General features: G+C 36.3%; 21 protein-coding genes, 1 pseudogene and 1 riboswitch. Of the genes and pseudogenes, 14 read left to right on the top strand and 8 right to left on the bottom strand.

Features of this window, described 5'->3' with window-relative positions; genetic code table 11:
• Positions 1–408 precede the first annotated feature (408 nt).
• Together parE and parC are read left to right on the top strand one after the other, a co-directional pair.
• Positions 409–2,385: a DNA topoisomerase IV subunit B gene (parE, locus tag AC3WSK_RS07075; RefSeq protein WP_079561880.1), complete on the top strand. Its 1,977-nt coding sequence runs from the start codon at positions 409–411 to the stop codon at positions 2,383–2,385.
• Positions 2,382–4,814: a DNA topoisomerase IV subunit A gene (gene parC, locus AC3WSK_RS07070; protein ID WP_079561879.1), complete on the top strand. Its 2,433-nt coding sequence runs from the start codon at positions 2,382–2,384 to the stop codon at positions 4,812–4,814. The genes parE and parC overlap by 4 nt, the downstream gene beginning before the upstream one ends.
• A gap of 519 nt (positions 4,815–5,333) precedes the next feature.
• On the opposite strand, the gene AC3WSK_RS07065 is transcribed toward parC, so the two are convergent.
• The 3 genes from AC3WSK_RS07065 to AC3WSK_RS07055 form a co-directional block, all read right to left on the bottom strand.
• A complete protein-coding gene (locus AC3WSK_RS07065; protein ID WP_427483643.1) occupies positions 5,334–6,740 on the bottom strand; it encodes a serine hydrolase domain-containing protein in 1,407 nt (468 codons plus the stop codon).
• A gap of 250 nt (positions 6,741–6,990) precedes the next feature.
• Positions 6,991–8,277, bottom strand: a complete 1,287-nt coding sequence (locus AC3WSK_RS07060; protein WP_427483644.1) for an MFS transporter — start codon at positions 8,275–8,277, stop codon at positions 6,991–6,993.
• 63 nt (positions 8,278–8,340) lie between these two features.
• The gene (locus tag AC3WSK_RS07055) at positions 8,341–8,949 is read right to left on the bottom strand and encodes a TetR/AcrR family transcriptional regulator (protein ID WP_492413287.1); all 609 of its coding nucleotides are present in this window, start codon (positions 8,947–8,949) and stop codon (positions 8,341–8,343) included.
• A gap of 252 nt (positions 8,950–9,201) precedes the next feature.
• A riboswitch (TPP riboswitch) is annotated at positions 9,202–9,312 on the top strand.
• A gap of 133 nt (positions 9,313–9,445) precedes the next feature.
• Between AC3WSK_RS07055 and AC3WSK_RS07050 the strand changes: the two genes are divergently transcribed.
• The 7 genes and pseudogenes from AC3WSK_RS07050 to AC3WSK_RS07020 all read left to right on the top strand — a co-directional run bounded on the left by AC3WSK_RS07050 (position 9,446) and on the right by AC3WSK_RS07020 (position 14,283).
• Positions 9,446–10,441, top strand: a complete 996-nt coding sequence (locus AC3WSK_RS07050; RefSeq protein ID WP_492413285.1) for an ABC transporter substrate-binding protein — start codon at positions 9,446–9,448, stop codon at positions 10,439–10,441.
• 1 nt (position 10,442) lies between these two features.
• Entirely contained in the window at positions 10,443–10,736 is a 294-nt protein-coding gene (locus AC3WSK_RS07045) for a thiamine-binding protein (protein WP_427483647.1), read from the top strand.
• Entirely contained in the window at positions 10,733–11,503 is a 771-nt protein-coding gene (locus AC3WSK_RS07040) for an ABC transporter permease (protein WP_427483648.1), read from the top strand. Before AC3WSK_RS07045 ends, AC3WSK_RS07040 begins: the two co-directional genes overlap by 4 nt.
• Positions 11,481–12,230, top strand: coding sequence for an ABC transporter ATP-binding protein (locus AC3WSK_RS07035; RefSeq protein WP_427483649.1), 750 nt, complete (start codon positions 11,481–11,483; stop codon positions 12,228–12,230). The genes AC3WSK_RS07040 and AC3WSK_RS07035 overlap by 23 nt, the downstream gene beginning before the upstream one ends.
• Positions 12,220–12,969 carry a TatD family hydrolase gene (locus tag AC3WSK_RS07030; RefSeq protein WP_492413282.1) on the top strand — a complete coding sequence of 250 codons (750 nt, stop codon included), beginning with the start codon at positions 12,220–12,222 and terminating at the stop codon, positions 12,967–12,969. Before AC3WSK_RS07035 ends, AC3WSK_RS07030 begins: the two co-directional genes overlap by 11 nt.
• A gap of 173 nt (positions 12,970–13,142) precedes the next feature.
• Positions 13,143–13,715, top strand: coding sequence for a TetR/AcrR family transcriptional regulator (locus AC3WSK_RS07025; protein WP_427483651.1), 573 nt, complete (start codon positions 13,143–13,145; stop codon positions 13,713–13,715).
• 13 nt (positions 13,716–13,728) lie between these two features.
• Positions 13,729–14,283, top strand: a pseudogene (locus tag AC3WSK_RS07020) (DUF5360 family protein).
• Here AC3WSK_RS07020 and brfA read toward each other — a convergent pair.
• The 5 genes from brfA to AC3WSK_RS06995 form a co-directional block, all read right to left on the bottom strand.
• Entirely contained in the window at positions 14,280–14,462 is a 183-nt protein-coding gene (gene brfA / locus AC3WSK_RS07015) for a ribosome rescue factor BrfA (RefSeq protein ID WP_079561870.1), read from the bottom strand. The pseudogene AC3WSK_RS07020 and the gene brfA sit on opposite strands and share 4 nt — an antisense overlap.
• 99 nt (positions 14,463–14,561) lie before the next feature.
• Positions 14,562–16,106 carry a solute symporter family protein gene (locus AC3WSK_RS07010; protein WP_079561962.1) on the bottom strand — a complete coding sequence of 515 codons (1,545 nt, stop codon included), beginning with the start codon at positions 16,104–16,106 and terminating at the stop codon, positions 14,562–14,564.
• A gap of 8 nt (positions 16,107–16,114) precedes the next feature.
• Positions 16,115–16,453 (bottom strand): DUF485 domain-containing protein, encoded by a 339-nt coding sequence (locus AC3WSK_RS07005; RefSeq protein ID WP_079561869.1) that lies wholly within the window; start codon positions 16,451–16,453, stop codon positions 16,115–16,117.
• Positions 16,454–16,940: 487 nt separating this feature from the next.
• Positions 16,941–18,494 carry a solute symporter family protein gene (locus tag AC3WSK_RS07000; protein WP_079561868.1) on the bottom strand — a complete coding sequence of 518 codons (1,554 nt, stop codon included), beginning with the start codon at positions 18,492–18,494 and terminating at the stop codon, positions 16,941–16,943.
• Positions 18,495–18,830, bottom strand: a complete 336-nt coding sequence (locus AC3WSK_RS06995; protein ID WP_079561867.1) for a DUF485 domain-containing protein — start codon at positions 18,828–18,830, stop codon at positions 18,495–18,497.
• 589 nt (positions 18,831–19,419) lie between these two features.
• Here AC3WSK_RS06995 and AC3WSK_RS06990 point away from each other — a divergent pair.
• The 5 genes from AC3WSK_RS06990 to AC3WSK_RS06970 all read left to right on the top strand — a co-directional run bounded on the left by AC3WSK_RS06990 (position 19,420) and on the right by AC3WSK_RS06970 (position 25,769).
• Complete coding sequence (locus AC3WSK_RS06990; RefSeq protein ID WP_492413278.1) at positions 19,420–20,007, top strand: SCO family protein; 588 nt, start codon at positions 19,420–19,422, stop codon at positions 20,005–20,007.
• Between the two features lie 240 nt (positions 20,008–20,247).
• A complete protein-coding gene (locus tag AC3WSK_RS06985; protein ID WP_240518293.1) occupies positions 20,248–20,625 on the top strand; it encodes a hypothetical protein in 378 nt (125 codons plus the stop codon).
• Between the two features lie 31 nt (positions 20,626–20,656).
• Complete coding sequence (locus tag AC3WSK_RS06980; protein ID WP_492413276.1) at positions 20,657–21,733, top strand: transposase; 1,077 nt, start codon at positions 20,657–20,659, stop codon at positions 21,731–21,733.
• A 1,004-nt stretch (positions 21,734–22,737) separates the two neighbouring features.
• The gene (locus tag AC3WSK_RS06975) at positions 22,738–23,442 is read left to right on the top strand and encodes an ABC transporter ATP-binding protein (RefSeq protein WP_079561865.1); all 705 of its coding nucleotides are present in this window, start codon (positions 22,738–22,740) and stop codon (positions 23,440–23,442) included.
• A gap of 2 nt (positions 23,443–23,444) precedes the next feature.
• Positions 23,445–25,769 carry an ABC transporter permease gene (locus tag AC3WSK_RS06970; protein ID WP_492413274.1) on the top strand — a complete coding sequence of 775 codons (2,325 nt, stop codon included), beginning with the start codon at positions 23,445–23,447 and terminating at the stop codon, positions 25,767–25,769.
• Positions 25,770–26,285: the final 516 nt, after the last annotated feature.

Here is a 26,285-nt window from a genome sequence, read left to right as displayed (position 1 = left end):
TTAATTTCTAGAGTAAGTTAGTATGAATTTTCAAATAGACAGAAGGAAGCTATGAAGTACTGTATTGTATATTTTTCAGTGGATTTTCAAATGCTTCTGTATGGAAGACCAAAACCTATACCGATCGGCATCGATTTGAATGAGAGAAATGACCAGAAGTTAGCCATATGTTGTTTTATTTATGGAACTAATGTTTATGATCCTGCGTCTAGGGAATAGGATAGTTAGGAATACATAATAATGCATATATTGCAACTTTTTCTTCCGGTAACATGCTCAAAACGACAAAGCTGTGAGGAAATTTTAAAATTTTATTGGGTCTGTCACTAGCTATTGACAGGAAATGCTATTATTATTAGGAAGAGAACATAAATAGAACATGCGTTTTGTTTTTTGGAGGGGAATTTTTTGGCGAATAAACAGTCACCAAGCGTCTATAATGATGACGCCATTCAAGTATTAGAAGGATTAGAAGCGGTACGAAAACGACCCGGCATGTATATCGGTTCTACAGATGGCCGTGGACTTCATCACCTTGTATATGAAATCGTAGATAATGCGGTGGATGAAGCACTGGCTGGCTTTGGTTCTCATATCATTGTCCATATTCATAAAGATCAAAGTATCAGCGTTCGAGACTTCGGCCGTGGAATGCCAACAGGTATGCATAAGATGGGGAAACCCACTCCCGAAATTATCTTTACTGTCTTACATGCTGGTGGTAAATTCGGGCAAGGTGGCTATAAAACAAGTGGTGGCTTACATGGTGTAGGTTCTTCTGTTGTAAATGCTTTATCCACTTTTTTAGAAGTAACGATTCATCGTGACGGTAAAAAGTATCGTCAACGCTTTGAAAACGGTGGCCATCCTGTTACAACATTAGAACAAATAGGACAAACAAAACAGACAGGAACACATGTACATTTTCTACCAGATGACACAATTTTCTCTGTAACAAAATTCAATTATGATACGCTTGCAGAACGTTTAAGAGAGTCCGCATTTTTATTAAAAGGCTTGAAAATTGAGCTAATTGATGAACGCGAGGAAGGCAAAGGTGATGTTTTCTTTTATGAGAACGGCATTGAAGCTTTCGTTGCTTATTTGAATGAGGAGAAGGATGTCCTGCATCCTGTTAAGTATGTGGAAGGGATTCAAGACGATATTGAAGTAGAATTCGCCTTCCAATTCAATGATGGTTACTCAGAAACAATCCTTTCATTTGTTAATAATGTTCGTACTCGTGATGGTGGTACACATGAAACAGGTGCCAAGTCTGCGTTAACACGTGTTTTCAATGAATATGCGCGAAAAATTGGCCTATTAAAAGATAAAGATAAAAATCTTGAAGGGACAGACATTCGTGAGGGCTTAGCTGCGATTGTTTCTGTTCGTATACCAGAGCATTTACTACAATTCGAAGGTCAAACGAAAGGTAAGCTCGGAACTAGTGAGGCACGTTCAGCGGTAGATAGTGTTGTTTCGGAGCAAATTTTATATGTGCTTGAAGAAAACGCTGAATTGTCTGCATCTCTTGTGCGTAAAGCTATTCGTGCGCAGCAAGTACGTGAAGCCGCTCGTAAAGCACGGGAAGATGCACGAAACGGCAAGAAAAGCAAAAAAGGCAGTACGATTCTTTCCGGAAAATTAACACCTGCACAATCACGAAATGCGGCGAAAAACGAGCTGTATTTAGTCGAAGGGGACTCTGCAGGAGGATCTGCAAAACAAGGGCGAGATCGTACGTTCCAAGCGATTTTACCATTGCGTGGTAAAGTTATTAATACTGAAAAAGCAAAGCTTCAGGATATTATGAAAAATGAAGAGATTTCAACGATTATCCATGCTATTGGTGCTGGCGTCGGAACAGATTTCTCGGTCGAGGATGCAGCGTATGACAAAGTCGTGATTATGACCGATGCCGATACGGACGGAGCGCATATTCAAGTGTTGCTGCTAACGTTCTTCTATCGATATATGCGACCATTGATCGAAGCTGGAAAGGTATTTATCGCATTACCACCGCTTTATAAAATATCAAGAGGCACTGGTAAAAAAGAAGTGATTGAATATGCTTGGACCGAAAATGATTTACAAACGGCCATTAAAAAAGTTGGAAAGGGTTACATATTACAGCGCTATAAAGGTCTTGGTGAGATGAATGCTGACCAGCTGTGGGATACGACGATGAACCCTGATACGCGTACATTAATTCGTGTAACGATTGAAGATGGTGCACGTGCTGAAAGACGTGTGACAACATTAATGGGCGATAAAGTAGAGCCACGCCGTAAATGGATCGAAGCTAATGTAGACTTCGGTATGGAGGATGATTCAAATATTTTAGAAAATGAATTCATCCAACAAGAGGAGGACCAAGCATGAGTAGTACGGAAAAGTATCAAGATTTACCTTTAGAAGAAGTAATGGGTGACCGCTTTGGTCGCTATAGTAAATATATTATTCAAGACCGCGCGTTGCCAGATGCACGTGACGGTCTTAAGCCTGTGCAACGACGTATTTTATATGCGATGTTTACAGAGGGCAATACGAACGATAAACCATTCCGTAAATCAGCCAAAACTGTCGGTAATGTTATCGGTAACTACCACCCACACGGTGACAGCTCAGTCTATGAAGCAATGGTGCGCATGAGTCAAGATTGGAAGGCGCGCCATATGTTGATTGAAATGCATGGGAATAACGGCTCTGTTGATGGTGACCCACCAGCAGCGATGCGTTATACAGAGGCAAGGCTTTCTGCTATTGCAGCGGAAATGCTCCGCGATATTGGCAAGAAAACCGTTGAATTTGTACCAAACTTTGATGATCAGGATATGGAGCCGACTGTTTTACCAGCTCGTTTCCCGAACTTATTAGTCAACGGTTCAACGGGTATTTCGGCCGGTTATGCGACCGACATTCCACCTCACGCACTTGATGAGGTACTAGACGGTGTTCTTATGCGCTTAGATAAGCCAAACTCCACTGTTGATGAATTAATGACCGTTATTAAAGGTCCTGATTTCCCAACAGGTGGGATTATTCAAGGTGTCGACGGTATTAAAAAAGCATATGAGACTGGACGCGGTAAAATTATTGTGCGCGCTCAAGCTGCCGTTGAGCCAATTAAAGGTGGCAAAGAGCAAATCGTTATTACGGAATTACCGTATGATGTCAATAAAGCAAATCTTGTGAAGAAAATCGATGAGCAGCGCGTGGATAAACGACTGGAAGGAATTGCAGAAATTCGCGATGAATCAGATCGTACTGGCCTACGTGTTGTCATTGAGCTGAAAAAAGATGTTCCAGGACAAGGGATTTTACAGTACTTGTTTAAAACAACTGATTTACAAGTAGCCTATAATTTTAATATGATTGCTATCCATAATCGTCGTCCGACAATGATGACATTGCCATTGCTATTGGATTCTTATATTGCCCATCAAAAGGAAGTCGTGACGAACCGCTCTATTTATGATTTGCAAAAAGCTAAAGATCGTTCGCATATAGTTGAAGGCTTGATAAAGGCATTGTCTATTTTAGACGAAGTCATTGCAACGATTCGTTCGTCGAATGATAAACGAGATGCAAAAACGAATTTACAGGCGAAATTTGACTTTACAGAAGTACAATCAGAGGCAATCGTTAGCTTGCAATTATACCGATTAACGAATACAGATATTACAGAGCTTCGCAATGAACAAGATGAACTAAATAAACTGATCGCCAAGCTTGAAGGGATTCTTAATAGTGAAGCAAAGCTTATACGTGTCATTAAACAAGAATTGCTCGACATTAAAAAGCGCTTTGCAGAGCCTCGTCGCTCAAAAATCGAGCAAGAAATTGAAGAAATTAAAATTACGTTAGATGTCCTTGTACCAAGTGAAGAGGTCGTAGTGACTGTTACAAAGGATGGCTATATTAAGCGAACATCTACGCGTTCACATGCAGCTTCAAACGGTCAGGATTTTGCAATGAAGGATTCCGATTATTTATTATATGAAGCAAATTTAAATACACAGCATCATCTACTGCTGTTCACAAATCGAGGCAATTATATTTATCAGCCTGTCCATGAGCTACCTGATATTCGTTGGAAGGATCTTGGTCAGCATATTTCAAGTATTGTGCCAACCGGAGAAGATGAATCTATTATTGCTGTATATGGTTTTGAGACATTCGAACAGGCCAATACGTATATTTTAACGGCTACGAAAGATGGACAAATTAAACGCTCATCTGTAGCAGATTATGCTGTAACACGCTATTCGAAGCCGATAAAAACGATGAATGTCAAGTCAGGCGATGAAATGATTTTTGCAAGTATTGTGACGGACGAGGTAGAACTAATGTTAACGACAGATACTGCCTATGCAATTCGTTTCCCAATCGAGGAATTACCAGTAACAGGTGTGAAAACAGGTGGCGTCAAAGGGATTGCACTGAAAGACGGAGAAGCATTAGTCGGCATCAATGTTTTACCGCCAGATGAAACGTCCTATGTGGCAATTGTTACGCAACGCGGTGCTGTGAAGAAAATGAATGTAGCCGAAGTAGAAATGACTAGCCGTGCAAAACGCGGCTTAAAAGTATTAACAGAGTTAAAATCGAACCCGCATCGAATCGTGGCTGTCGTAAAAGTAACAAATGAGGATCAGCTAACGATCGAGACGGAAAAAGGCGTTCAAGAAATCCTTGACGTACAAGCATTAACTCGAGCAGATCGACATTCCAATGGCTCCTTTAAAGTAGATATTGCTACAGACGGTGCCATTTCACATGTCTTCACGGTCAAAAAAGAAGAGAAATAAAATTGATTTTCTAGCCCAGCTCCTTGTGAGAGCTGGGCTTTTTTATGTAAATTGAAACTAATCAGCTTTGTGCTTTGGCTAACTTATTCAATCTAAAGATGGGAGAATTGTAGAGTGATAATAAATTGATTTATTTTTAGGCTGTTTTCTAAAAGATTGTTGCAGATAAAACATAAAAACAGAGTTAATCTACAAAATGTGTAGAATCAACTCTGTTTTATGTTTGATATTTTGCAAATGGAATATTTAACTGAAGTACCCGTTAGCCATCCATGTAGCGCAAAAACCAGCGCCACACCACAGAAAATGAAAGATGGTTAAGTTCTTTCATGGGAGTTTAAGTGCGTTATTTCACAAACTATTTTACTCGTTGAAACATCGGATGACCTTCTATAAATTGAAATAAACCTCATAATTGTATCATCCTTTTATAAAAACGTTTGATAATTTTTGTGATCCTTGCTAATTAAAGCGCGCTTATAATTGAATATTTTTTTAGTATTTTGCCCAAGGATATGCTTAGGTAATTTTCTTTTTAAGAATTGTTATAATTAAAGTCATAATTCCATTAAGAGCAAATATTCCTACCAAACAATAGATTAATAATGATATGTCCGGTGCGAAGAACCTAATACTTTTCCATGGGGTACCTATAACATAAACAAATAGTGGGATCAATCCCACAGCTAGGAGGAGTGAAATGATTCCAACAGTGAACGGTAATTTTTTGTTTAGAACCTTATTTCTTCTAAGTCTGAAGAAATGGATAATCGTAAAAATAGCTAAGAGTAATGTAACTCCCAGTATACTCAATTGGATACTATAGCTTTGTACAGGCAATTCATCTGGTCCTTTTCCGTTCAGGATGGATCGAATTCCATTCATTATATGAGAAACTTGAGCATCTTCTATAAAATTATATTTATTGGTTAAAAGTACTGCTGCAATATTTTCTTCAGGTATAAAAAACATTTGCGATCTAAAATCAGATGTTGCTCCTCCATGGAAAGGGAAATGTTCTGTTTTAGAAAAATGCCAACCGTAACCGTATGTTTTACCTTCTTCTGGAGAAGTTTTTAATAACTCAAGGTTTTGTTCTGATAATAAGTCTCCGCCCTCTAACATAAATTTTAAAAATTTCGCTATATCATTTGAACTTGACGCAATATAGCCATAAGGTGCTCCTGCATGATCATAAAATCCATCACTTACAACTGGTCTACCAAACCATGACTCAAAACCAGGTATGTATCCTTTTTCTACCGCACTTTCATAATCAGCAGCGGAATTTTCCATACCAAGCGGGGTGAAAATATTCATATTCAAAAACTCTGAAAAGGTTTGGTTCGAAACATTTTCAATAATTGCCCCTAAGAGTAAATAGTTAGCAGAGTTATATTCATAAACCTCACCAGGCTCGTGAGATAACGCTACACCACTAAGTCCTTTTATAGCTTGATTGATCGCCCCCTCTTTCGGCCAATCCTTGTCCGTCACTTTAAGGCCGTCAGGTTCACTAATACCACTTGTTTGTTCTAATAGATGCAAAACTGTAATTTGTTTTGAACTGTCCGTTTGATAGGTAAACGATGGAATATAGGACTGTATCGGTTCATCCAGCCTTATTTTGTCATCTTCCACTAACATCATAATAGCCAGAGATGTAATTGGTTTGCTTAAAGAACCGATAAGAAACGGTGTGTTTGCTGTTACATTTGAACCATCACTTAAAATACCCCATTGATTTTGATAAATCGTTTCCCTGTTTTCTAATATCGCCAATGATGCGCCGGGAATATTATACATATCTAAAGACTCTTCCATAAACTTTGTTATTTTTTGTTTAGTATCTTCCGTTTTAGCAGAAGCAGAAAAAGGGGTTAGTAGGAGTAGAAAGCTCCATAAAAAAATGATTGCTTTTTTCATTGTTTTTCTCCTCACATGAACAATCAAAGTTAAATTAAACTCTAATTGTTTCTTTTTTCTCTAATAAGTCAATTAACAATTTATACGTTTGATCAAGGTCAAATTCATCGAAATTTTTGTAGGGCTAGTTCATCGAAGCAAGCCAATAAAATACCGGCAAAGGCATCGGTTTCTTTGGCCGCAACGTTTAGGTTCTTTAGGGGATTAGAAAGACTTTCTCTATTTAGCTTCACAGTATTTGTTGCTTCTCTTAATTAGAAACAGGTACTTTTCTATCATCCCTTTCACTAACTTTAGCGTATAGCGTTTTTGTTATTATGTAGTACAAAAATGTACCAGTTAATCCTAGAATAAGGAGCAACCCGCTCATATATATAGGGGGAATCCACTGTCCAACGATGATCAATAACGAAGCTATAATCATTGCTCCATAGGTAGTTAAGCTATTAAAAGCCATATAGGTGCTACGAGCGTTAGAAGGGGCAAGTTCTCCTATCATCGCCTGTTTAATGGGCACAAACATCAGCTCACCAATTGTTCCAATAAACATGGCAATAAAAAGAATCAATACGCTATTTGAAGAAGCAAAGATACTAAAACATATAGAAAAGATCAACATACCTGTAACAAGAGTCCAGCGATCACTGCATTTTTTTAACAAGAATAATACAGCACTTGAGAGGAGAACTACAAGAATAGTATTCTCTGTTCGAAGAAAACCAAGCATTTTTGTGCCATCTACAATGAAATCTATTCCAAACAAAGAAGCTGAATGTTGAGGTATATCTTTTTCGAGACGAATCCCAATATAGTTTGATAAAGACTGTTCCAAGGTAAAGATCAAGATTGCTCCTAAAATATAAAACATAAATAGCTTATCTTTTAAAACGGTTGAATAAGTTTGAAACATTTCTACGGATGAAGATTTTTTCTTATGATGAGAAGACTTAGGTGAAGGCTCTGGTGAATAAGTTTCTGTGATGAAAAATACAGTCATAAAAACAGATAACAAAGTGACTAGTGAGATCCCAATAAATAATTCAAATAAGTAGTTTTTAAAAAGAAATGCCCCAACGATTCCACCAATTGCAGTTGATAAATTCCCTAACCAGTAGCTAATTGTAAATACGAGCTTTCTCGATTCAGAATTAGTAACATCAATCATCATAGCTTGTGCAGCTGGCTGAAACATGCCTCCACAAAACATATTAATGATGAAGAATGCTGCAGAAGTATAAGGAAGGTTAAACCAAGGGGAATTACAAAGTGCTATAAACAGATACGAAAGTAATAGTCCAATCTCAGAATAAATCATTATTTTTTTTCGCCCAATTTTATCTGAAATATGCCCTCCGATAAACCCTCCAAGGACCCCACTAATGACAATTATTATAAGAATAATAGCCGTTTTAGTAGCTCCGATATTTTGAGTAAAATAAATAGCCAGAAAAGGGATAACAGCCATAGAAATAAGACCGCCTAGAAATTGCATGACTAGGCGAAGTTTGATGTTGGGATGGATATCTCTCAATTTCATATAATCACTCCTATTTAATACTATATTGTCTACAGGTCCTGGCTGGGCAAAGGGGGAGAAGGCTTAGTTATTTTTGATAGGCCCAAATAATCTTAGAGCTTGTCTCGATATATCCTTCCGCATCACGTTTGTATATTCATCAATAAATGTTAAACGCATTCCGTTTAAGATGGATAAGTACGATTCAGCAATTAATGAAGGTGATTCTTCATAAAAGTAACCAAGCCTTTGACCTTCTTCAATAACCGGATAAATACTGTTTATAAATACTTTTACGAAATCATCTAGTTCTTTAAAAAGTTTTGGGAAACGATCAGGTCTTGCAAGAACCTGCTGAATGAGACGTAAGTATTCACTTTTCATTGAAAAAAGTTGTACATGACAATCTATCATTTCCTTCACAACTTCAAGAGGCTCACCTTTAAAGTGTTCTCCTATTTCAATAAAATAAGGTTTGATTTCCTTCAATGGCTCCAAAATAGCTGATTCATAAAGCGCTTCTTTTGAATCAAAATACGTAAATACGGTACCAAAACTAACACCAGCTTCTTTTGATATGTCGGCAACTTTTGTCTCCGCAAAACCAGTATCACTGTATAATTTAATGGCAGCGTTTAAGATAGTAGATCTTTTTCTTTTCTTTTTCTCATCATTAGTAAGTTTAGTTTCCATTTTAGATACTCCTTCCAAAATAAATGATTGATTGGTCAATCAAATTCTATTGTAATATGTTTCCATTGTCAATGTGTTTAAAGAATTTTTTGAATTTTATACCTAGTTATAACAGAAATACCTCAATGAAGGGCCATAGCAGTTAGATGATTAGAAATGAGGCAGCTTAATAATAATTCATCACTATCTGTAAACAGACCCTTGTCATTTCCGGATTGATATGGGTATAATAATCATCGAAAAGTTCATATGGAAAGAATGTAGGGGGGCTGGTAGTTGCCAGCTGAGATTGTGTCCGATAGACGCTGACCCTTTGAACCTGATTTGGCTCGTACCAGCGTAGGGAACATCTATTCAAAAAAGAAAATTTTTGATACTGATTGTAAAACGTCTGGGAGGAATCCTAGGCGTTTTTTATGTTTTCAGACTTTTGTTTCCCTCTGGTAAAGACATTCATTTATGAACACTTTCACACTACTTACTTGGAGGATTCAGCATGAAAAAATGGTTATTGGTCCTAATGGTTGCACTTTTTACATTAGTGGGCTGTAGCGAAAAAGAGGCTAAAAAGGATGCTAAAGGATTAACAAAAGTATCGGTAGTTCTTGATTGGACACCGAACACAAATCATACAGGTTTATATGTAGCTGAAAAACTTGGCTACTTTAAGGAACAAGGTTTAGATGTTGATATTTTATTACCTGGCGAAACGGGTGCAGATCAGCTTGTAGCATCAGGAAAGGCTCAGTTTGGCGTAAGCTATCAGGAAGGAATTACACAGGCGCGTGTGCAGGATGTACCATTAGTATCGATTGCAGCGATTATACAACATAATACTTCGGGTTTCGCATCTACCGCATCAAAAGGCATTACGTCACCAAAGGATTTTGAAGGGAAAACTTACGGTGGCTGGGGTGCACCGCTTGAAAAGGCTGTACTACAATCACTTATGCAAACAAAAAATGCGGATATTAATAAGTTAGATATCGTCAATGCAGGCGATTTAGATTTCTTCACTATGATGAAAAAAGATATTGATTTTGCGTGGATTTATTATGCATGGACAGGTATTGAAGCAGAACTTCGCGGCGAAAAGCTGAACATGCTTTATTTAACAGATTATAGTGAGCAATTAGATTATTACACACCTGTGCTTGCTACAAATGAAAAAATGATTCAGGATAATCCTGAGACGGTAAAAGCTTTTGTCGCTGCTGCAGCAAAGGGCTATGAATATGTAATAAAACACCCTAATGAGGCAGCTGATAGTTTACTAGAAGCGGTACCTGATTTAGATAAGAACCTTGTGCATAAAAGTCAGGAATGGCTAGCAGATAAGTATCAAGACGACGCTGCACAATGGGGCGAGCAAAAATTAGCTGTCTGGGAAAACTACGCGAAATGGATGGCCGATAACAAAGTTTTAGAGGGCGAATTTAACGCAAAACAAGCATTTACAAACGACTTTTTACCGAAAAAGGAGACAAAGTAATATGGCAAACTCTTTAATAAGTGTACAAATTATCCCGAAAACTGAAACATATGAAGATGTGATCCCGTTTGTCGATGCAGCGATTGCAGTGATCGACACTTCAGGGGTGAAATATGAAGTTCATCCATTAGAAACGACAATGGAAGGCGAGCTTACGACTTTGCTGCAAATTATTGAAAAAATGAATGCCAAGATGATCGAGCTTGGCGCAATCAATGTCATTACGCAAGTGAAAATTTTATATCAGCCATCCGGTATTACAATGGATACGCTAACGGAGAAATACAAGGGATGAAGCAGGCTGTTAAACAAGGAAGGACGATAATTTTTATCGCCTTCCTCTTATTCATATGGGAACTAATTGTCCGTTTTGCTGATATTCCACATTGGCTTTTGCCTGCACCGAGTGCCATTTTGAAAGAGGGCTTTCAATCGTATGAGATGTTTGTGCCGCATGCTTTAGCTACGATCCAATTAGCACTTCTTGGTCTTGCTATCGGGATATTATGTGGGCTAACAGTTGCGGTGCTATTACATCGTTTTACGTTTATAAGGGAGCTATTTTATCCTATTCTCATTATGTCGCAAAATGTCCCGGTACTTGTCCTAGCACCATTATTAATCATTTGGTTTGGCTTCGGTTTATTGCCAAAGCTCATTATTATTTGTCTCGTGTGCTTTTTCCCTATTGTTATTTCGGCAATGGACGGCTTTCGTCAAACTTCGCCTGAGCTAAAGCATTATTTTGAGATGATCGGTGCAACGAAAGCCCAAACCTTTTGGAAGTTAGAATGGCCTTATGCGTATCCAGCAATTTTTTCAGGCATAAAGATTGCTGCTACCTATAGCGTTATGGGGGCTGTTATTGCGGAATGGTTAGGAGCGAAAATGGGGATTGGCGTTTATATGACATTGGCACAATCTTCATTTCGAACGGATCGTGTATTTGTAGCGATTTTTGCCATCGTATTTTTAAGTTTATTATTATTTAGTGCTATTCGATTACTAGAAAAACTTGTTGTGAAGGGGAGAGGAAACTATGCTAAGCATTCAAAACATTGATAAATCCTTTGATTCCCTTCCAGTTATCCGTAATTTATCTTTTGAGGTGAAGGACGGGGAATTTGTGGCGATTATCGGTCCGTCTGGCAGTGGGAAAAGTACACTTTTTCAATTAATTGGTGGTGTTTCTTCTATTGATAAAGGTGCTATTTTATTAAACGGCACAGATATCCAGAAAAAAAGAGGAACGATTGGCTATATGCCTCAGCAGCCATGTTTATTACCGTGGCGGACGATCATAGAAAACGTCACGATGGTTGAGGAGCTCCATGGAAAACCTAATGTCAACGTTGCGAAGGAATGGTTACATAAAGTGGGGCTCGCAGCATTTGTAAATGCATTTCCTAATGAACTGTCGGGTGGTATGCAACAACGGGTATCGTTTATTCGTGCAATTGTCAGTAATAAACCTATTTTATGTTTAGATGAACCATTTTCTGCACTGGATGAGTTTACAAGGCTTGAAATGCAGGCGTGGCTATTATCGATTTGGGAGAAATATAGAAAATCTATATTGTTCGTTACACATAATATTGAGGAAGCTCTGTTTTTAGCTGATCGTATTATTGTACTCACAAAACGACCAGCGACGATGAAAAAGGAAATAATCGTACCTTTTGCAAGGCCACGACAAGAAGAAATCCGCCATTCCGCTTCATTTACGGCGTTGAAGCAACAATTATTCTCGTATTTAAAAGAAGAAAAGGATGAGGCGAATGTTGATTGATGCACATATTCATTTAGATCAGTATAAAAAAAACGACATACCTCCTTTGCTAGAAGAAGCGGAACATGTCATTGCCGTAAGCATGAATCTACCGTCATGTGAAAAGACGTTGAAGCTGTCGAAAGCCTATTCTAAAGTAAAGGCGGCGTTTGGCTTTCATCCTGAACAACCGTTACCTAGTAATGCGGAGGAAGAGGCATTATTCGATTGGATACGTCAACACGCTCATGACATGGTGGCAATTGGCGAGGTAGGGTTGCCTTATTATTTGAGGCAGGAGAAGGCTATTGATGATCGTGCGTATGAGGTGTTGCTAGAACGGTTTATTGTATTGGCAAAGGAATTAAACAAACCGATTGTGTTACATGCTGTTTATGAGGATGCTGCCATTGTTTGTGACCTGCTAGAAAAACATCATGTAAAGAAAGCGCATTTTCATTGGTTTAAAGGCGATGAGGAAGAGATTGAACGGATGATTCATAATGGGTATTTCATTTCTGTGACGCCTGATTGTACGTATGAGACTGAAATTCAAGATCTAATCAAAAAATACCCAATCGAGCTAATGATGGTAGAAACAGATGGACCTTGGCCATTCGAAGGTACTTTTAACAATAGACAAACATCCCCATGGATGATGGATCATTCCATGGAGGTTATTGCTTCGGTAAAGGGGCTTACAACAGAGGAAGCGGCGCGTATCATTACAAGAAATACGACAATATTTTATAATTTATAACAAAAAACACAGCTGTTCTTTTAAAGAGCAGCTGTGTTTTTTCAAATTTTCGATAGAGTTGAACGCGGTAAAAGCGCCCGAATCGCTATAGCTGAGCGAAGTGGAAGCATTAAATTGACAATATTTTCATTCTAAACTAACTTTTTTCATTTTCCAGAGAGCAGGTGATCGTGTTGAAAGATAGAATTTTAAAAGAATCAATAAGTGAAGCTGAACGAAAAGGATTCCGATTTACGATGGGGGATTTGGCAAAGCAACTAGGTATGAGCACGAAAACATTGTATAGTTACTATCCATCAAAGGAAGAATTACTCAACGACATGATTGATCTTACAATCCATGAATTGAAGTTGAAAGAAAATGAAATACTGCATGATTCATCGTTAAATCTTCTAGAAAAACTACAGAAATGTCTTGTATTAATTCCAGCTGATTTTACATTTGCTCAGCTCCAGTATTTAGAGGAGCTTCAACGCTATTATCCAAAGCAATGGGAAACAGTTGATCAATTTATTCAAGAACAATGGACAGGCATTATTTCGTTAATTGATGAAGGGATTGTCGCAAATCAAATACGTTCATTTAATAAAGAGATATTTATAGAAGTCGATATTGGTGGGCTTTATAGATTGATGGATCATGCATTCAAACGCAGAAATATGATTTCACTTCAGGATACTATGCAGGAAATGGTGGACATTCTTATGCTTGGTATTCTTAATGGTAACGTTCATGAAGAAAATTAAATGGGGGCTGTAAATGAGTAAAACTTTAAAAATACTATTTTTATGTACAGACTTCTTTTTTATACTGTATTGGCTTGTCACTTTTTTTCATTTGATTCCAGAAGAGTATTTATATAAGGATTATCAAAATGAATTATTAGTAATATGGAATTGGTCGTTTTTCCCGCTAGATATTTTAACTTCTTTCAGCGGGTGTTTGGACACCCGCTGAAAGAAGTTAAAGCCTCCGGCGGATGTCACGGAATCGGAAAGGAGTTCTTTGTTCAAGCACAAAGCCGATTCCAGACGCAATTATGCGAGGCATAATTGATTTTCAGTTACTGGTTTTATTAGTCTCTGTCTATTTAAAATAAAAAATGAAAAGTGGAGAGCTTTTGCCTTAGTATTTTTAACACTTACAAGTTGTTCTGGATTACAGGCGATTGCTTTTTGGACAATAAAACTTGATTTTGATCTTACGTGGTGGATACCAAACCTTTTTCTATTACTATATCCGTTGTACTTTATTCCAAAACTTATTAGTTCTAAACATCAAAATGTCTCATTACAAGCAAAACACAACCACTAACAATCCTCAATGTGGTTGTGTTTTTTGTGCTTTGTAAAATTTTGTTCAATGCTTTCTTTTTTCGTTTTCGTTACACGCTCATGTGTACTGAAAGAGGAAGTTTGACGATTTTTTTCAACGTCCTTCCCTTTAGTGCGCTTTACATGCATACGTTTCTTTTTTGCATTTGAGTTTGTCATGTTTTCTTACCCCCAACTGTCGTTTGTAAATATAGTACCTAATAAGGAAGAAAAAGTAAAACCTCGTAAGTGTTAACTTACGAGGCGGTTGTCGTATTATTAGTGAGATACGTCCTGCACAGAAATACCCGTGTTCGCTTTAACATCGACTTCACGATATTTCTTATCATCTTTTTCCTTAGAAAGCATTGTTCCGATGAAGCCGCCTAGGAAGCCAAGTGGAACAGAGATGATTGCTGGGTTCGTTAACATAATTAACGGATCACCTACGAAAATTGCTTTTCCTTCAACTGGATTCCAAATATTTGGTGAAACAGCAACAAGAGCTAAAGCAGAGATTAGACCTGTTAACATTGCCGTTATAGCACCAGCTGTATTAAAGCGTTTCCAGTAGATCGTATAGATGATTACAGGTAAGTTAGCTGAACCTGCAATACAGAATGCTAGTGATACTAAGAATGCTACGTTTAATGTTTGTGCACCAAGTGCTAAAAGGATTGAAATAACAGCGATTGTGATGGAACCGATACGAGCTGCAAGTACTTGCTCTTTTTCTGTAATTTTGCCCTTTTTAATAATTTGACCGTAAATATCATGTGATAGGGCAGATGCGCCAGAAAGTACAAGACCAGCTACTACCGCTAAGATTGTTGCGAATGCTACCGCACATACGAATGAGAATAGAATGTCGCCACCAAGTGCTTCCGCAAGAAGTGGAGCCGCCATGTTACCAGCAGCGTTTGCAGCAATAATATCTTCTTTACCAACGAATTTAGCTGCACCGAAGCCTAAGAAGATTGTAAGAATGTAGAAGATACCTACAATCCAAGTAGCCCAGATAACTGATGAACGAGCTGTTTTCGCATCTTTTACTGTAAAGAAGCGCATTAGGATATGTGGAAGACCAGCTGTACCTAATACTAAAGCGATTAACATTGAAATAGTATCAATACCATTTGTATATTTAAGACCTGGATTCAAATAAGCTGCACCGCTATCAGTTGCAGTTCCCATTTCTTTGAACATCGTTGCAATGCTAAAGCCGAATTCTTTTAATACTAGGAATGAAATAATAACTGTACCTAACATTAAAAGACAAGCCTTAATAATTTGTACCCAAGATGTTGCAGTCATACCACCGAATAGTACGTATGTCGTCATCATAAAACCAACGATTAAAACTGCAATCCAATAATCAATTCCTAAAAGTAATTGAATAAGTGCTCCTGCACCAACTAGTTGTGCAATCATGTAGAATAATACAATTGTAATAGTGCTTAAAGCTGCTGTAGCACGAACTTTAGCGCTATCAAAACGTGCTGTTATCATGTCAGCTAATGTGAATTTACCAAGATTACGTAATGGCTCAGCGACGATGTATAGAACCACTAAGTAAGCTACTAAATAACCGATAGAGAAGAAGAATCCATCAAATCCAAATAATGCAACTGCACCGGCGATTCCTAAGAAAGATGCTGCTGATAAGTAGTCACCTGCGATGGCTAGTCCATTTTGCCAGCCTGTTAACCCTCCGCCTGCAGTGTAGAAATCACTTGCAGATGAAGTTCGTTTTGATGCCCACCATGTAATAACTAATGTTAAACCTACAATGGATACGAAGAAGAATATGGCTGTTAAACTCATCCCGTTATTCATCGGCTGCCACCTCCATTCTCGTACTCAGCAATAATTGCCTTTGCTTCTTTATCAAAGCTATTCGCTTTTGCTACATATAAATGACAAAATGACCAAGTCATGATGAAAAGTCCTGCTGAATAAACCCACACCCAAGTGATTTCCCCAAATGCCTTTTGGTGTAGTATTTTCGTGTACGAAGTCAGAACCGGTAGCAACATATATGCTGCTAAGAAGATCGCGGTCATTAACCAAAGAAATGAATTCTTCCTTCGAACAAGCGCTTTAAATGATTCTTGATTTGCAATCGCGTCATAGTCAATCACGACACTTTTGCTAGCTTTATTGTTCCCCATTAACATTCCCCATTTTGTGTTTATTTTTACTGCTTAAAGACTTGATTTTGCTAGATTAGTGAATTCACATCTTCATTTTATGAGAGAGTTCACAAAATTGCAATACATTTCAGAAAAATTATGAAAAAATAATTTTCGTGAAAAAAAGTCTCGAAAGAGAATATACGTAACAAAGCTAAGAAATAAAGGGGTTTTAGAAAATTCTGATAAATATACAGAGGTAGGTCAATTCTAGATTTCCGAGCGAGGAATATGGAAAAAAATTAGAAAAAGAAATGGTTTTTTTTGAAAAATAAACACTGTTTAATTAGTGAAAATCATTTTTTTTCTCATTTTTTTTGAAAGAGAATAGTATTGCTAGATAAGTAAATTGGGAAATATTTCGAAAGAAAACATAAAAAAACTCGATGAAAAATCGAGTTTTTTTATTAATATGGATAGGATGATTGATAGATATTTTTTCAATAATTTGGATGTTAGGAATGGGTCAGTGAGAGATATCAGAAACCGATACACCAGTGTTTGCTTTAACGCGAATTTCCTTGTAAATACGTTCTGCTTCTTCCTGTGGTACTTTACTAGAAGAAAGAACGGACCCTAAATAGCCTGCGATAAAGCCAAGCGGAATCGTAATAACCGCTGGAACGGCTAATGGAACGAGAGGATTACCAACAAAAATGGCTGTACCTTCAACAGGACTCCATACATTTGGCCCCATAGCACCTAACACTAAACAAGATACTAAACCAGTAACCATCGCTGCTATTGCACCCGTTGAGTTGAATTTTTTCCAGTAAATTGTGTAAAGAATAACTGGTAAGTTTGCTGAAGCACCGATACAAAATGCAAAGGATACTAAAAATGATACATTCAGGTTTTGCGCAAATAACGCAAGGATAATAGATACAATAGCAATAGAAATAGAGCCAGTACGAGCTGCTACAACTTGTTGCTTTTCTGTTAATTTACCACCTTTAATGATTTCACCATAAATATCGTGAGAGATGGCAGAAGCTCCTGTTAAAACTAAGCCCGAAACTACCGCTAAAATTGTTGCGAATGCTACTGCACCGATAAATGCCATTAACACATCACCGCCCAAATAATTAGCAAGTAGAGGGGCTGCAGTGTTACCAGCTTTACTTTCAGCAAGAATTTTATCGATCCCTACAAAATTTAATGCACCAAAGCCTAAGAAAATAGTTAGTGAGAAGAAAATAGCTGTAATCCAAGTTGTCCATGAAATAGAAGAACGCGCAGTTTTAGCATCTTTCACTGTAAAGAAGCGCATTAAAATATGTGGTAACCCAGATGTCCCTAATACAAGTGCCATCATCATTGAAACGGAATCGATTGTACTTGTATATTTAATCCCTGGAACAAGGAATTTCTCACCATGATCTGTGGCAATCGTATCAAACATTTTCAGTAGAGAGAAATCAAACTTAATTAATACTAATGTAGCTAATACGCCTGTCCCGAATAAAAGAAGGCTAGCTTTAATAATTTGGACCCAAGAAGTAGCTGTCATTCCACCGAATAAAACATAAGTAGTCATCATGACACCTACGATTAAAACTGCAATCCAGTACTCAATACCAAATAATAGTTTAATAAGAGCACCTGCACCTACTAATTGTGCAATCATATAAAGAATGACGATAATAATTGTTCCAGACGCCGCAACGCCACGAATGCGTTTTTCATTAAAGCGGGCAGTAAGCATATCTGCTAAAGTATATCGACCTAAGTTACGCATAGGTTCTGCAATTACATAAAGAAGAACTAAGTTAGCCACTACATAGCCTACGGAGAAGAAGAAACCATCGAAACCAGTTAATGCAATCGCTCCGGACACCCCTAGAAATGCAGCAGCTGATAAATAGTCACCAGCGATCGCAAAGCCGTTTTGCCAACCTTTAAGACCTCCACCAGCTGTATAGAAATCAGATGCAGAAGACGTCCGCTTCGCTGCGATATATGTTACTACTAGTGTTAAACCAACGATTGCTAAGAAGAAACCAACGGATACTAAGTTCATTTATTTTCCACCTTTCGCCTGATACTCAGCTAGTACTGCTGCGGCAGCCTTATCGAATGAAGCTGCTTTTTTTACATATACTGTACAAAGAACAATTGTCATAATGAATAATCCAGCTGAATAAACCCAAACTCCCGTAATATTTCCGATGAATTTTTGTTGTAGTACAGGTTGGAAAGCAAGGATAGGCAATAAAATATAAAGTAATAAAAAAATTGCTGTGATCGAGAAAAGGAAGGTATTCTTCTTTTTTACGAACTTGTTGAACGATTCCATAGCTTCAATTGCATTATAATCAATTGATTCTATATTTTTGTGTTCAGAAACATTTGCCATTATTATTCCCCCTAAAGTGATATATTTCTGTTTTAGACGACATATTTCTTTTCTATTCGCCGTTATATTCACTTATTTTATGGGGTATATTCTTATAATGCAATACTAAATTTTGAGTTTTTATAATTTTTAATCATTTCTAGAATACGGAAATAACATAGAAATAATAAGGGTTTAGTAGAAAAAAACCGCATGAAAGAGAATGGTGTTGTCTATAAGAATAATATTCCTATAATAGTTTAATAATGATAATTTTGAATGTGGTAGAAAATTTGAGTGTGAAAGAGAATTTTTAAGTGGTTTATTATTCCATCATCAGATGAGGAGGGGCATAGAAAGTAATGAAATGTTGTTATATAACAAACGTTTTAACTCTTGGGAAATAACCAAAATAGTAAAAAACAGCTTTGAAAAATTTTTAAAAAAAGTGTGAATTATCTGGAATGCAAAGGAGGTTAAATATACTAAAATTGTATAACATACATAGAATGGATATAAAATGTGAAATGATAAGCTCATATCTTGTATTAAGCAACTTTAATTTATACAATTAACTACGATGGTAAATGGAAGGGAAGTGAGCAAATAAATGAAAAAGAAAAGTGTCATGCTCGTATTGATACTAACATTAAGTAGCATACTTGCTGCTTGTGGAAGCTATAAATTTGAACCAGAAATGAAAGTAGAAGTACAGGATTTTTCGGTAACAAACCAAAATAATGAAAAGGTTAGCCTAAATGACTTAAAAGGTAAGCCATGGTTAGCGATGTTCATCTTTACTAATTGTAATACTATTTGTCCACCAATGACGTATAACATGACAGAGGTTCAAAAGGCGCTTAAAGATAAAGGTCTGGAAGACTATCAAATTGTAGCTTTTAGTGTTGATCCTGAGGTTGATAAGCCAGAAGTTTTAACGAATTATTTGAAAACGTATTCAGTGCCCGATGCAAGCAAATGGCAGCTATTAACTGGCTATGAACAAAAGTATATTGAACAGTTTGCGAGGAAATCGTTTAATTCATTAGTAAAGAACGACCCGAATTCTGACCAAGTCGTACATATGTCAAGTTACTACTTAGTGGATGCCGATGGTATGGTCGTGAAGGATTATGACGGTACTACAGATGTACCAGTTGAGACGATCGTGGCAGATATGAAGGCCTTAACTAAATAAAAAACAATAACTCAGGAGTTCGAAGGAACTTCTGAGTTATTTTTTAGCCCTCTCATCAACTAGATGAAGTGGCAACTAATTTATTGAATTAATAGGATTGAACAATACGGTCATTCACAAAAGTGAGCTTCAGGAAGCCCACTTCTTCAGAGGTGGGAGGAATGGAGTGCTTTTTTCTTTATAGAACATATGTTTATATTATATATTGTGAATAATCAAAAAACAAAGGGGTGGCGGGTAATGACGAAATGGAGGAAAGATTGTTTTATTATAGAACTCAAGTTACTTCTAGATACATGGCAAAAGGACATCCTATTAAAACGTTTTGAGATTGTCCGTACACTCTATAACACAACTTTGTCTAATGCAATAAAACAATATACTTTAATGCAAGAATCAAAACACTATCGAAAACAATTACGTTGCTACCAAAAAGCGAAAAAATTGAATGATTCAAAAGAATTGAAGCAGACCGCAAAAGAATTAGAGTACATTCGTCAATCTTTTGGATTAAGTGAATATCAACTGCATGCGTATATTAAAAAGCATCAACATAACTATAAAAAACATATAGATAGCAATACTTCTCAGAAAATCGCCTCGAGATGTTCTATTTAAAGGGAGCAAAGCACACTTTAAACGTTACGGAATGCTTCGTTCTGTCGAAGGGAAATCGAATAAAGCAGGCATTCGATTTAAAGAGAATATGGTCTATTGGAATGGATTAACCCTTCCTGTTCGTTTTCGCAAACAAGATTTGTTTGTAAAAGAATCCCTTGCTCTTCATACTATTAAATATTGTCGTTTAGTTAAAAAAATGATTCGTGGCAACCATACTTTTTACGTACAACTTGTGATGGATGGGATTCCTCCTGCAAAGAGAATTCCATCAACAGGGGCCTTTCGGCATGCCTATCAAAAACAAAAACGAATAGGCATTGACATTGGTCCTTCTACCATTGCGGTTGTTTCAGGAGAAACCGTTTTCATCCAACAACTTGCGCCAGAAGAACCTTTACTAGAGAAACAAAAAAGACGTTTATTACGCAAATTGGATAGAAGCCGTAGAAGTACCAATCCTAACAATTTCAACAAGGATGATACTTTAAAACATGGCGTCAAACTCCGTTGGACATCTAGTAAAAACTATCAAAAAACAAAAAAACAACTAAAAGAATTATATAGAAAGAAAGCTTCCTACATCAAAGAAACACATGGTGCGTTGGCAAATAAAATCTTGTCTCTCGGCGATGAAGTGTACATCGAAACCATGCATTTTAAAGGATTGGCAAGACGTACAAAAGAAACCAAAACAAATATACAAGGCAAATTCCAATCCAAAAAGCGTTTTGGAAAAAGCATTGGGCATCATGCCCCGGCCATGTTAGTGGAAATTATCAATCAAAAGTTAGGTTACACAAAACAAACGATACAGAAAGTAAATACGATCACTTTTAGAGCCAGTCAGTATAACCATGTGACAGATCGTTATGAAAAGAAAAAACTCCATCAACGTTGGTGTCAAATTGGCAGTCATCTCGTACAACGAGATTTATATAGTGCGTTTTTACTGATGAATAGTGAACCAAACTTACAAAATACTAATCAAGACTTATGCAATAAAACGTTTACTACTTTTTTAGCGTTACACAATCAACATATAGAAGACTTAAGACAAGTAAAGAAAACATTCCCTCTTAGCATGGGTATCAAACAAATCAAGTGAGGGATATTCCTCCGTAGGTAGAGCTACCTGCCTTCGTTAAAACTTATTGCCAACACAACATCGGTTGTGTAAATAAGAAAGTCTTATAGAACAGAAGATAAATCAAAGATGTTGTACACAGGACATGACAATACCATCTGTGGAGAGCTTTGTAACGCTTCTCTTAAGTATATAAGAACCCTACTGCTTTAGCTGTGGGAGTAGTCAGTTAATTTATTTAACATGTTATTTCTCCTCTACTTTACATATTCATTGTATGAAAGAGAAAATCTACATGTGTATTTTAAAAAATAAAATAATTTGAGATTTTCTCATTTTTATTTTTTTACCATTGGACTTGTACCTCCTTATTTAATAAGGAAAAGTATACCATGTAATTAACTGAATAGACTATTTTTTCTGAAAAATAAAACGATCTCCTTCGTGTATGAAAAGGCAACCGCTTCGTGTGACGTAACTAATCACAAATGGAGTGGCTTTTTTTATGGACGATTTAAAGAAAGAACAGTTAGAGCAGCAAAATGCTAGGTGAAATAGTACCCAATCTCTCGTAGCTCGCATTTATATTTTTTTAATCGATAATTTTATTATGTCTACTATAAATAAAACTTCATTAATGATTAATGGTTTTTTTAAAATGTATTTTTTTCCAAACATGTATATATTTAATTTAGCCAGCTTATATATTATTAGAAAGATATACCTTCTGGCAGTCGATTATAGGCAAAATTTATTCCGAGGTATGGCAGCAGCAATCGCAACGGAAACATCTTGAAGCTGTGAGGAAGGGAATACCATCATGTTCAATACAGGTGAAACTGCTACAAAAAACAGTCGTTTGCAATGCATATAAATTTCTATTATTTTGCCAGGATCAAAGGCTTCTTGATAACGTGTATCGACAAAAGTGAAGTAAAAAAATGTAACTCTAAAATATACGACAATCGTTGTTTATTTTAGAGTTACTTGACGTTGACCAAAAACGATATGAAGGGATGAAATAAATGAAAAAGCTTATCGAATTTATAAACGTAACGAAAGAATACAAAATAGGAGAAGTCCCAATCAAGGCTCTTGATGGTGTTGGTTTTTCCATTTATGAAGGGGAATTTGTCGTTATACTGGGTGCAAGTGGGGCGGGTAAAAGTACGATTCTGAATATTCTTGGTGGTATGGACACGGCTACCTCAGGTCAAGTATTTGTTGGGAATCAAGAAATAACAAGATTGAATGACAAAAAGTTAACAGACTATCGTGGTGAGAAAATTGGTTTTGTTTTTCAATTCTATAACTTAATTCCGAATTTAAACGCGCTCGAGAATGTTGAATTTGCTACTGAAGTATGTAAACACCCTCTGGATGCAAAGGAGATTTTACATCAAGTCGGATTAGAAAATCGTCTCAAAAATTTCCCTTCACAACTTTCTGGTGGCGAACAGCAAAGAGTTGCTATAGCTAGAGCGGTTGCAAAAAATCCGTTGCTTTTACTTTGTGATGAACCAACCGGCGCTTTAGATTATGTAACTGGTAAGTCCGTATTAAAGACTTTGCAAGATTTAAACAGAGAAACGAAGAAATGCGTTGTTTTGGTCACACATAATTCAGCAATTGCTCCTATGGCAGACAAAATTATTAAAGTTAAAAGCGGATTCATCGAAAGCGTCACGATCAATAATGAAAAACAAAGTGTTGAAGGGATTGAGTGGTAAACATGAAATTGTTTTTAAAATTATTGAGGGACATCAAACAATCTATGGGGCAATTTTTAGCCATAGTAATTATTATCGCAGTTGGTGCTTTTTTCTATGCGGGACTAGTAACGTATAGCACTAATCTAAGTGCTTATACGAAGGATTACTTCCAAAAGCATCATTTAAGCGATTTAAATGTGTATTACAGTCACCTTTCTAAAAATGATGTGACGCGTTTGAGTAAAATTGAAGGGATCCATAAAATTGAAGGACGTTACACCTTTGATGGAACGCAAGCCTTTGAAGATTACAAAACTACATTAAAAATTCATTCGATCCCTGAAAACAATGAAATAAATACGCCTACTATCATTGAAGGGAATATCCCATTAAACAAGGGTGAGATTTTATTAGATTCTCACTATGCAAAAGAACATCATTATCGTGTTGGCGATCAATTCACAATCAAGGCGAATGACAAAAATTTTGATTTTACAATTAGTGGATTAGGTGAGAATGTAGAATATGCAAAAAAGAACGAAATTCAAGACCATAAAACTTATGGGGTAGCTTATATTGCCGAAGAGACATTACCTCAAATTTTAAATGGCTTTTATTATAATGAGGTCCTCATTGATGCTAAAAAAGGGTATGATATTGAACAATTAGGCAAATCAATTGAGGTACAATCTAAACAGCTTAGTTATTTAGATCAAGTAAACAAGGAACGGACTTTGAATTATTCTAAAATCAATCAAACGATAAATAATAATAACTTAATGAGTAAGGTTATACCTTTAGTACTCTTTTTGATTGAAGCGGTTATCCTTTTTCTAGTCATGTCGAGGACAATCGATTCTCAAAGAATTCAGGTTGGTATTATGAAGGCTTTAGGTGTGAAAAATAGCAACATCATGCTTCACTATATGGGATACCCTGTGCTTGCAAGTATACTAGGCTCAATCATTGGCTGTGTTATGGCCGCTTTTGTTTTTATCCCTTTAGTAACGGCATCATGCGCGAGAGCCTATTCTTTACCTGACATTAAATTCTCACTCTCTCTATTTTCAATCATTCCTCCGATTATTTTCTCAAGTGCTTTTGGAGTTCTAGCATGTTACTTAAGCGGTAGAGCTATATTAAAAGAACGTGCAGCACAAGCTATGCGTCCTAAACCGCCAAAGAAGATGAAAAAGCTATTGATAGAAAGAGTTCCAGGCTTCTGGAGTTCTATTTCCTACAGTAATAAACTCATATTAAGAAATATATTTTTAAATAAACAGAAGGCTTTAGCGAGTTCAATTGGTGTTGTTGTTAGCACGGTTTTACTGATTACTGCTTTTGGTACTCAAGCATCCTTGCTAAAAGTAGCTAATCAAATTGAAGAAGTTTATACGTATGATCTAAAAGTAGATTATACGATCGGTACATCTCCTAATATGATAAAACAACCTCCTGGTATGAAAGAAAGTTATTTTTTATCGACTTTTCCTATTGAAATCATCAAAGATAATGAAAAAGAAAATACTACTTTAATTGTTACTGAAGAAGATAACAATCTCATTCATTTCTTTGATGAAAAGAACGATAACATCCCTTTAGAAAATAACGGTTTACTTGTACCCAAATCTTACGCGGATCAATACCATATTTCAAAAGGGGATTTTATCAAAATAAAGTTCACAGCGCCAGAGCTTAAAAATACTACTGTAGATATGAAAGTTTTAAATATATCTACACAATACTCGAATCCATCATTTTATAGTACACCAGAGTACTTAAAGAGCTTTAACATAGACTACAATCCAACCTCGCTTTTAGTTCAAGCAAATAGCGCGGCGGATCTTATGAACGTTCGTAACTTTTTTGAACAAGATCGTTATGTAGATACAATTGCTGATAAAAATGATTTGAAAAAATCAGCACAATACATTGTGAAACAAAACAGTTTTGTTTTTATCATGTTCATCACAAGTGCGATCATACTTTCCTTTGGCGCTATCTATACGATATCTTCCATAAACATCTATGAAAGGAATAGTGAGCTTGCAACGCTTAAGGTACTAGGCTATCAAAAAAATAAAATAAACAAACTAATATTTTTGGAAAACATCATATTAACTTCATTCGCGGTTATTGTGGCTTTGCCAATCAGTGGTTATGTTTATAAAATTATTGTAAAGGCTCTATCAAGTACTCATCAGCAAATCCCTGATAAATTAAATATTTTAATCATTTTGGTTTCTGTATTGCTTGCATTCTTACTGACGATTGTTTCTAATTTACTTCTTAGAAGAAAAGTTACGAAAATCAATATGATTGAATCGTTAAAAAGTGTGGAATAGGCCTTTTAAGATGATCAGACAAAATAGTATTTTTCCCCTTGATGCGAAGATAACTCATCTTTCGAAACATGCGAATGAGGGTCTAAAAAGTTTTGTCTTGTTAAACTTATGCCTGCGTTCGTTTAAGTACATTTCTTCATGAACTTATTAATATTAAAGCTGTCTTATTGCCATATACAAACCCCTTGAATGTGGGGTTTGTATATGGCAATAGAATCGGACAGTTATTTAAGTATGCTATGTTTTGAGGTTTAGAATTTAATTGAGTATGATTAAAAACACTTAAAGAATATGGTAGAATAAAAACGGAATTAAAAAGGTGTAATTTAACAATAAAAGAAATATTTATACTAAAATTTAAAACAGTATATTTGAATTGGAGAACCTTAATGAAGTCGATATTAATTAATAACTAGTACTCCGAAACCTCCTAAAAATGCTTGTTATTTTTGTAAACGAAAAGCAGCTGATTTAAGAAATTACCGGAATGAAAGAACTGAAAAAATTAAGGTATGT

The organism is Lysinibacillus sp. EB271-A1-10B, assembly GCF_058791335.1.
The sequence above is the reverse complement of the archived record's forward strand: the minus strand, read 5'-3'. Positions and strand labels throughout refer to the sequence as shown.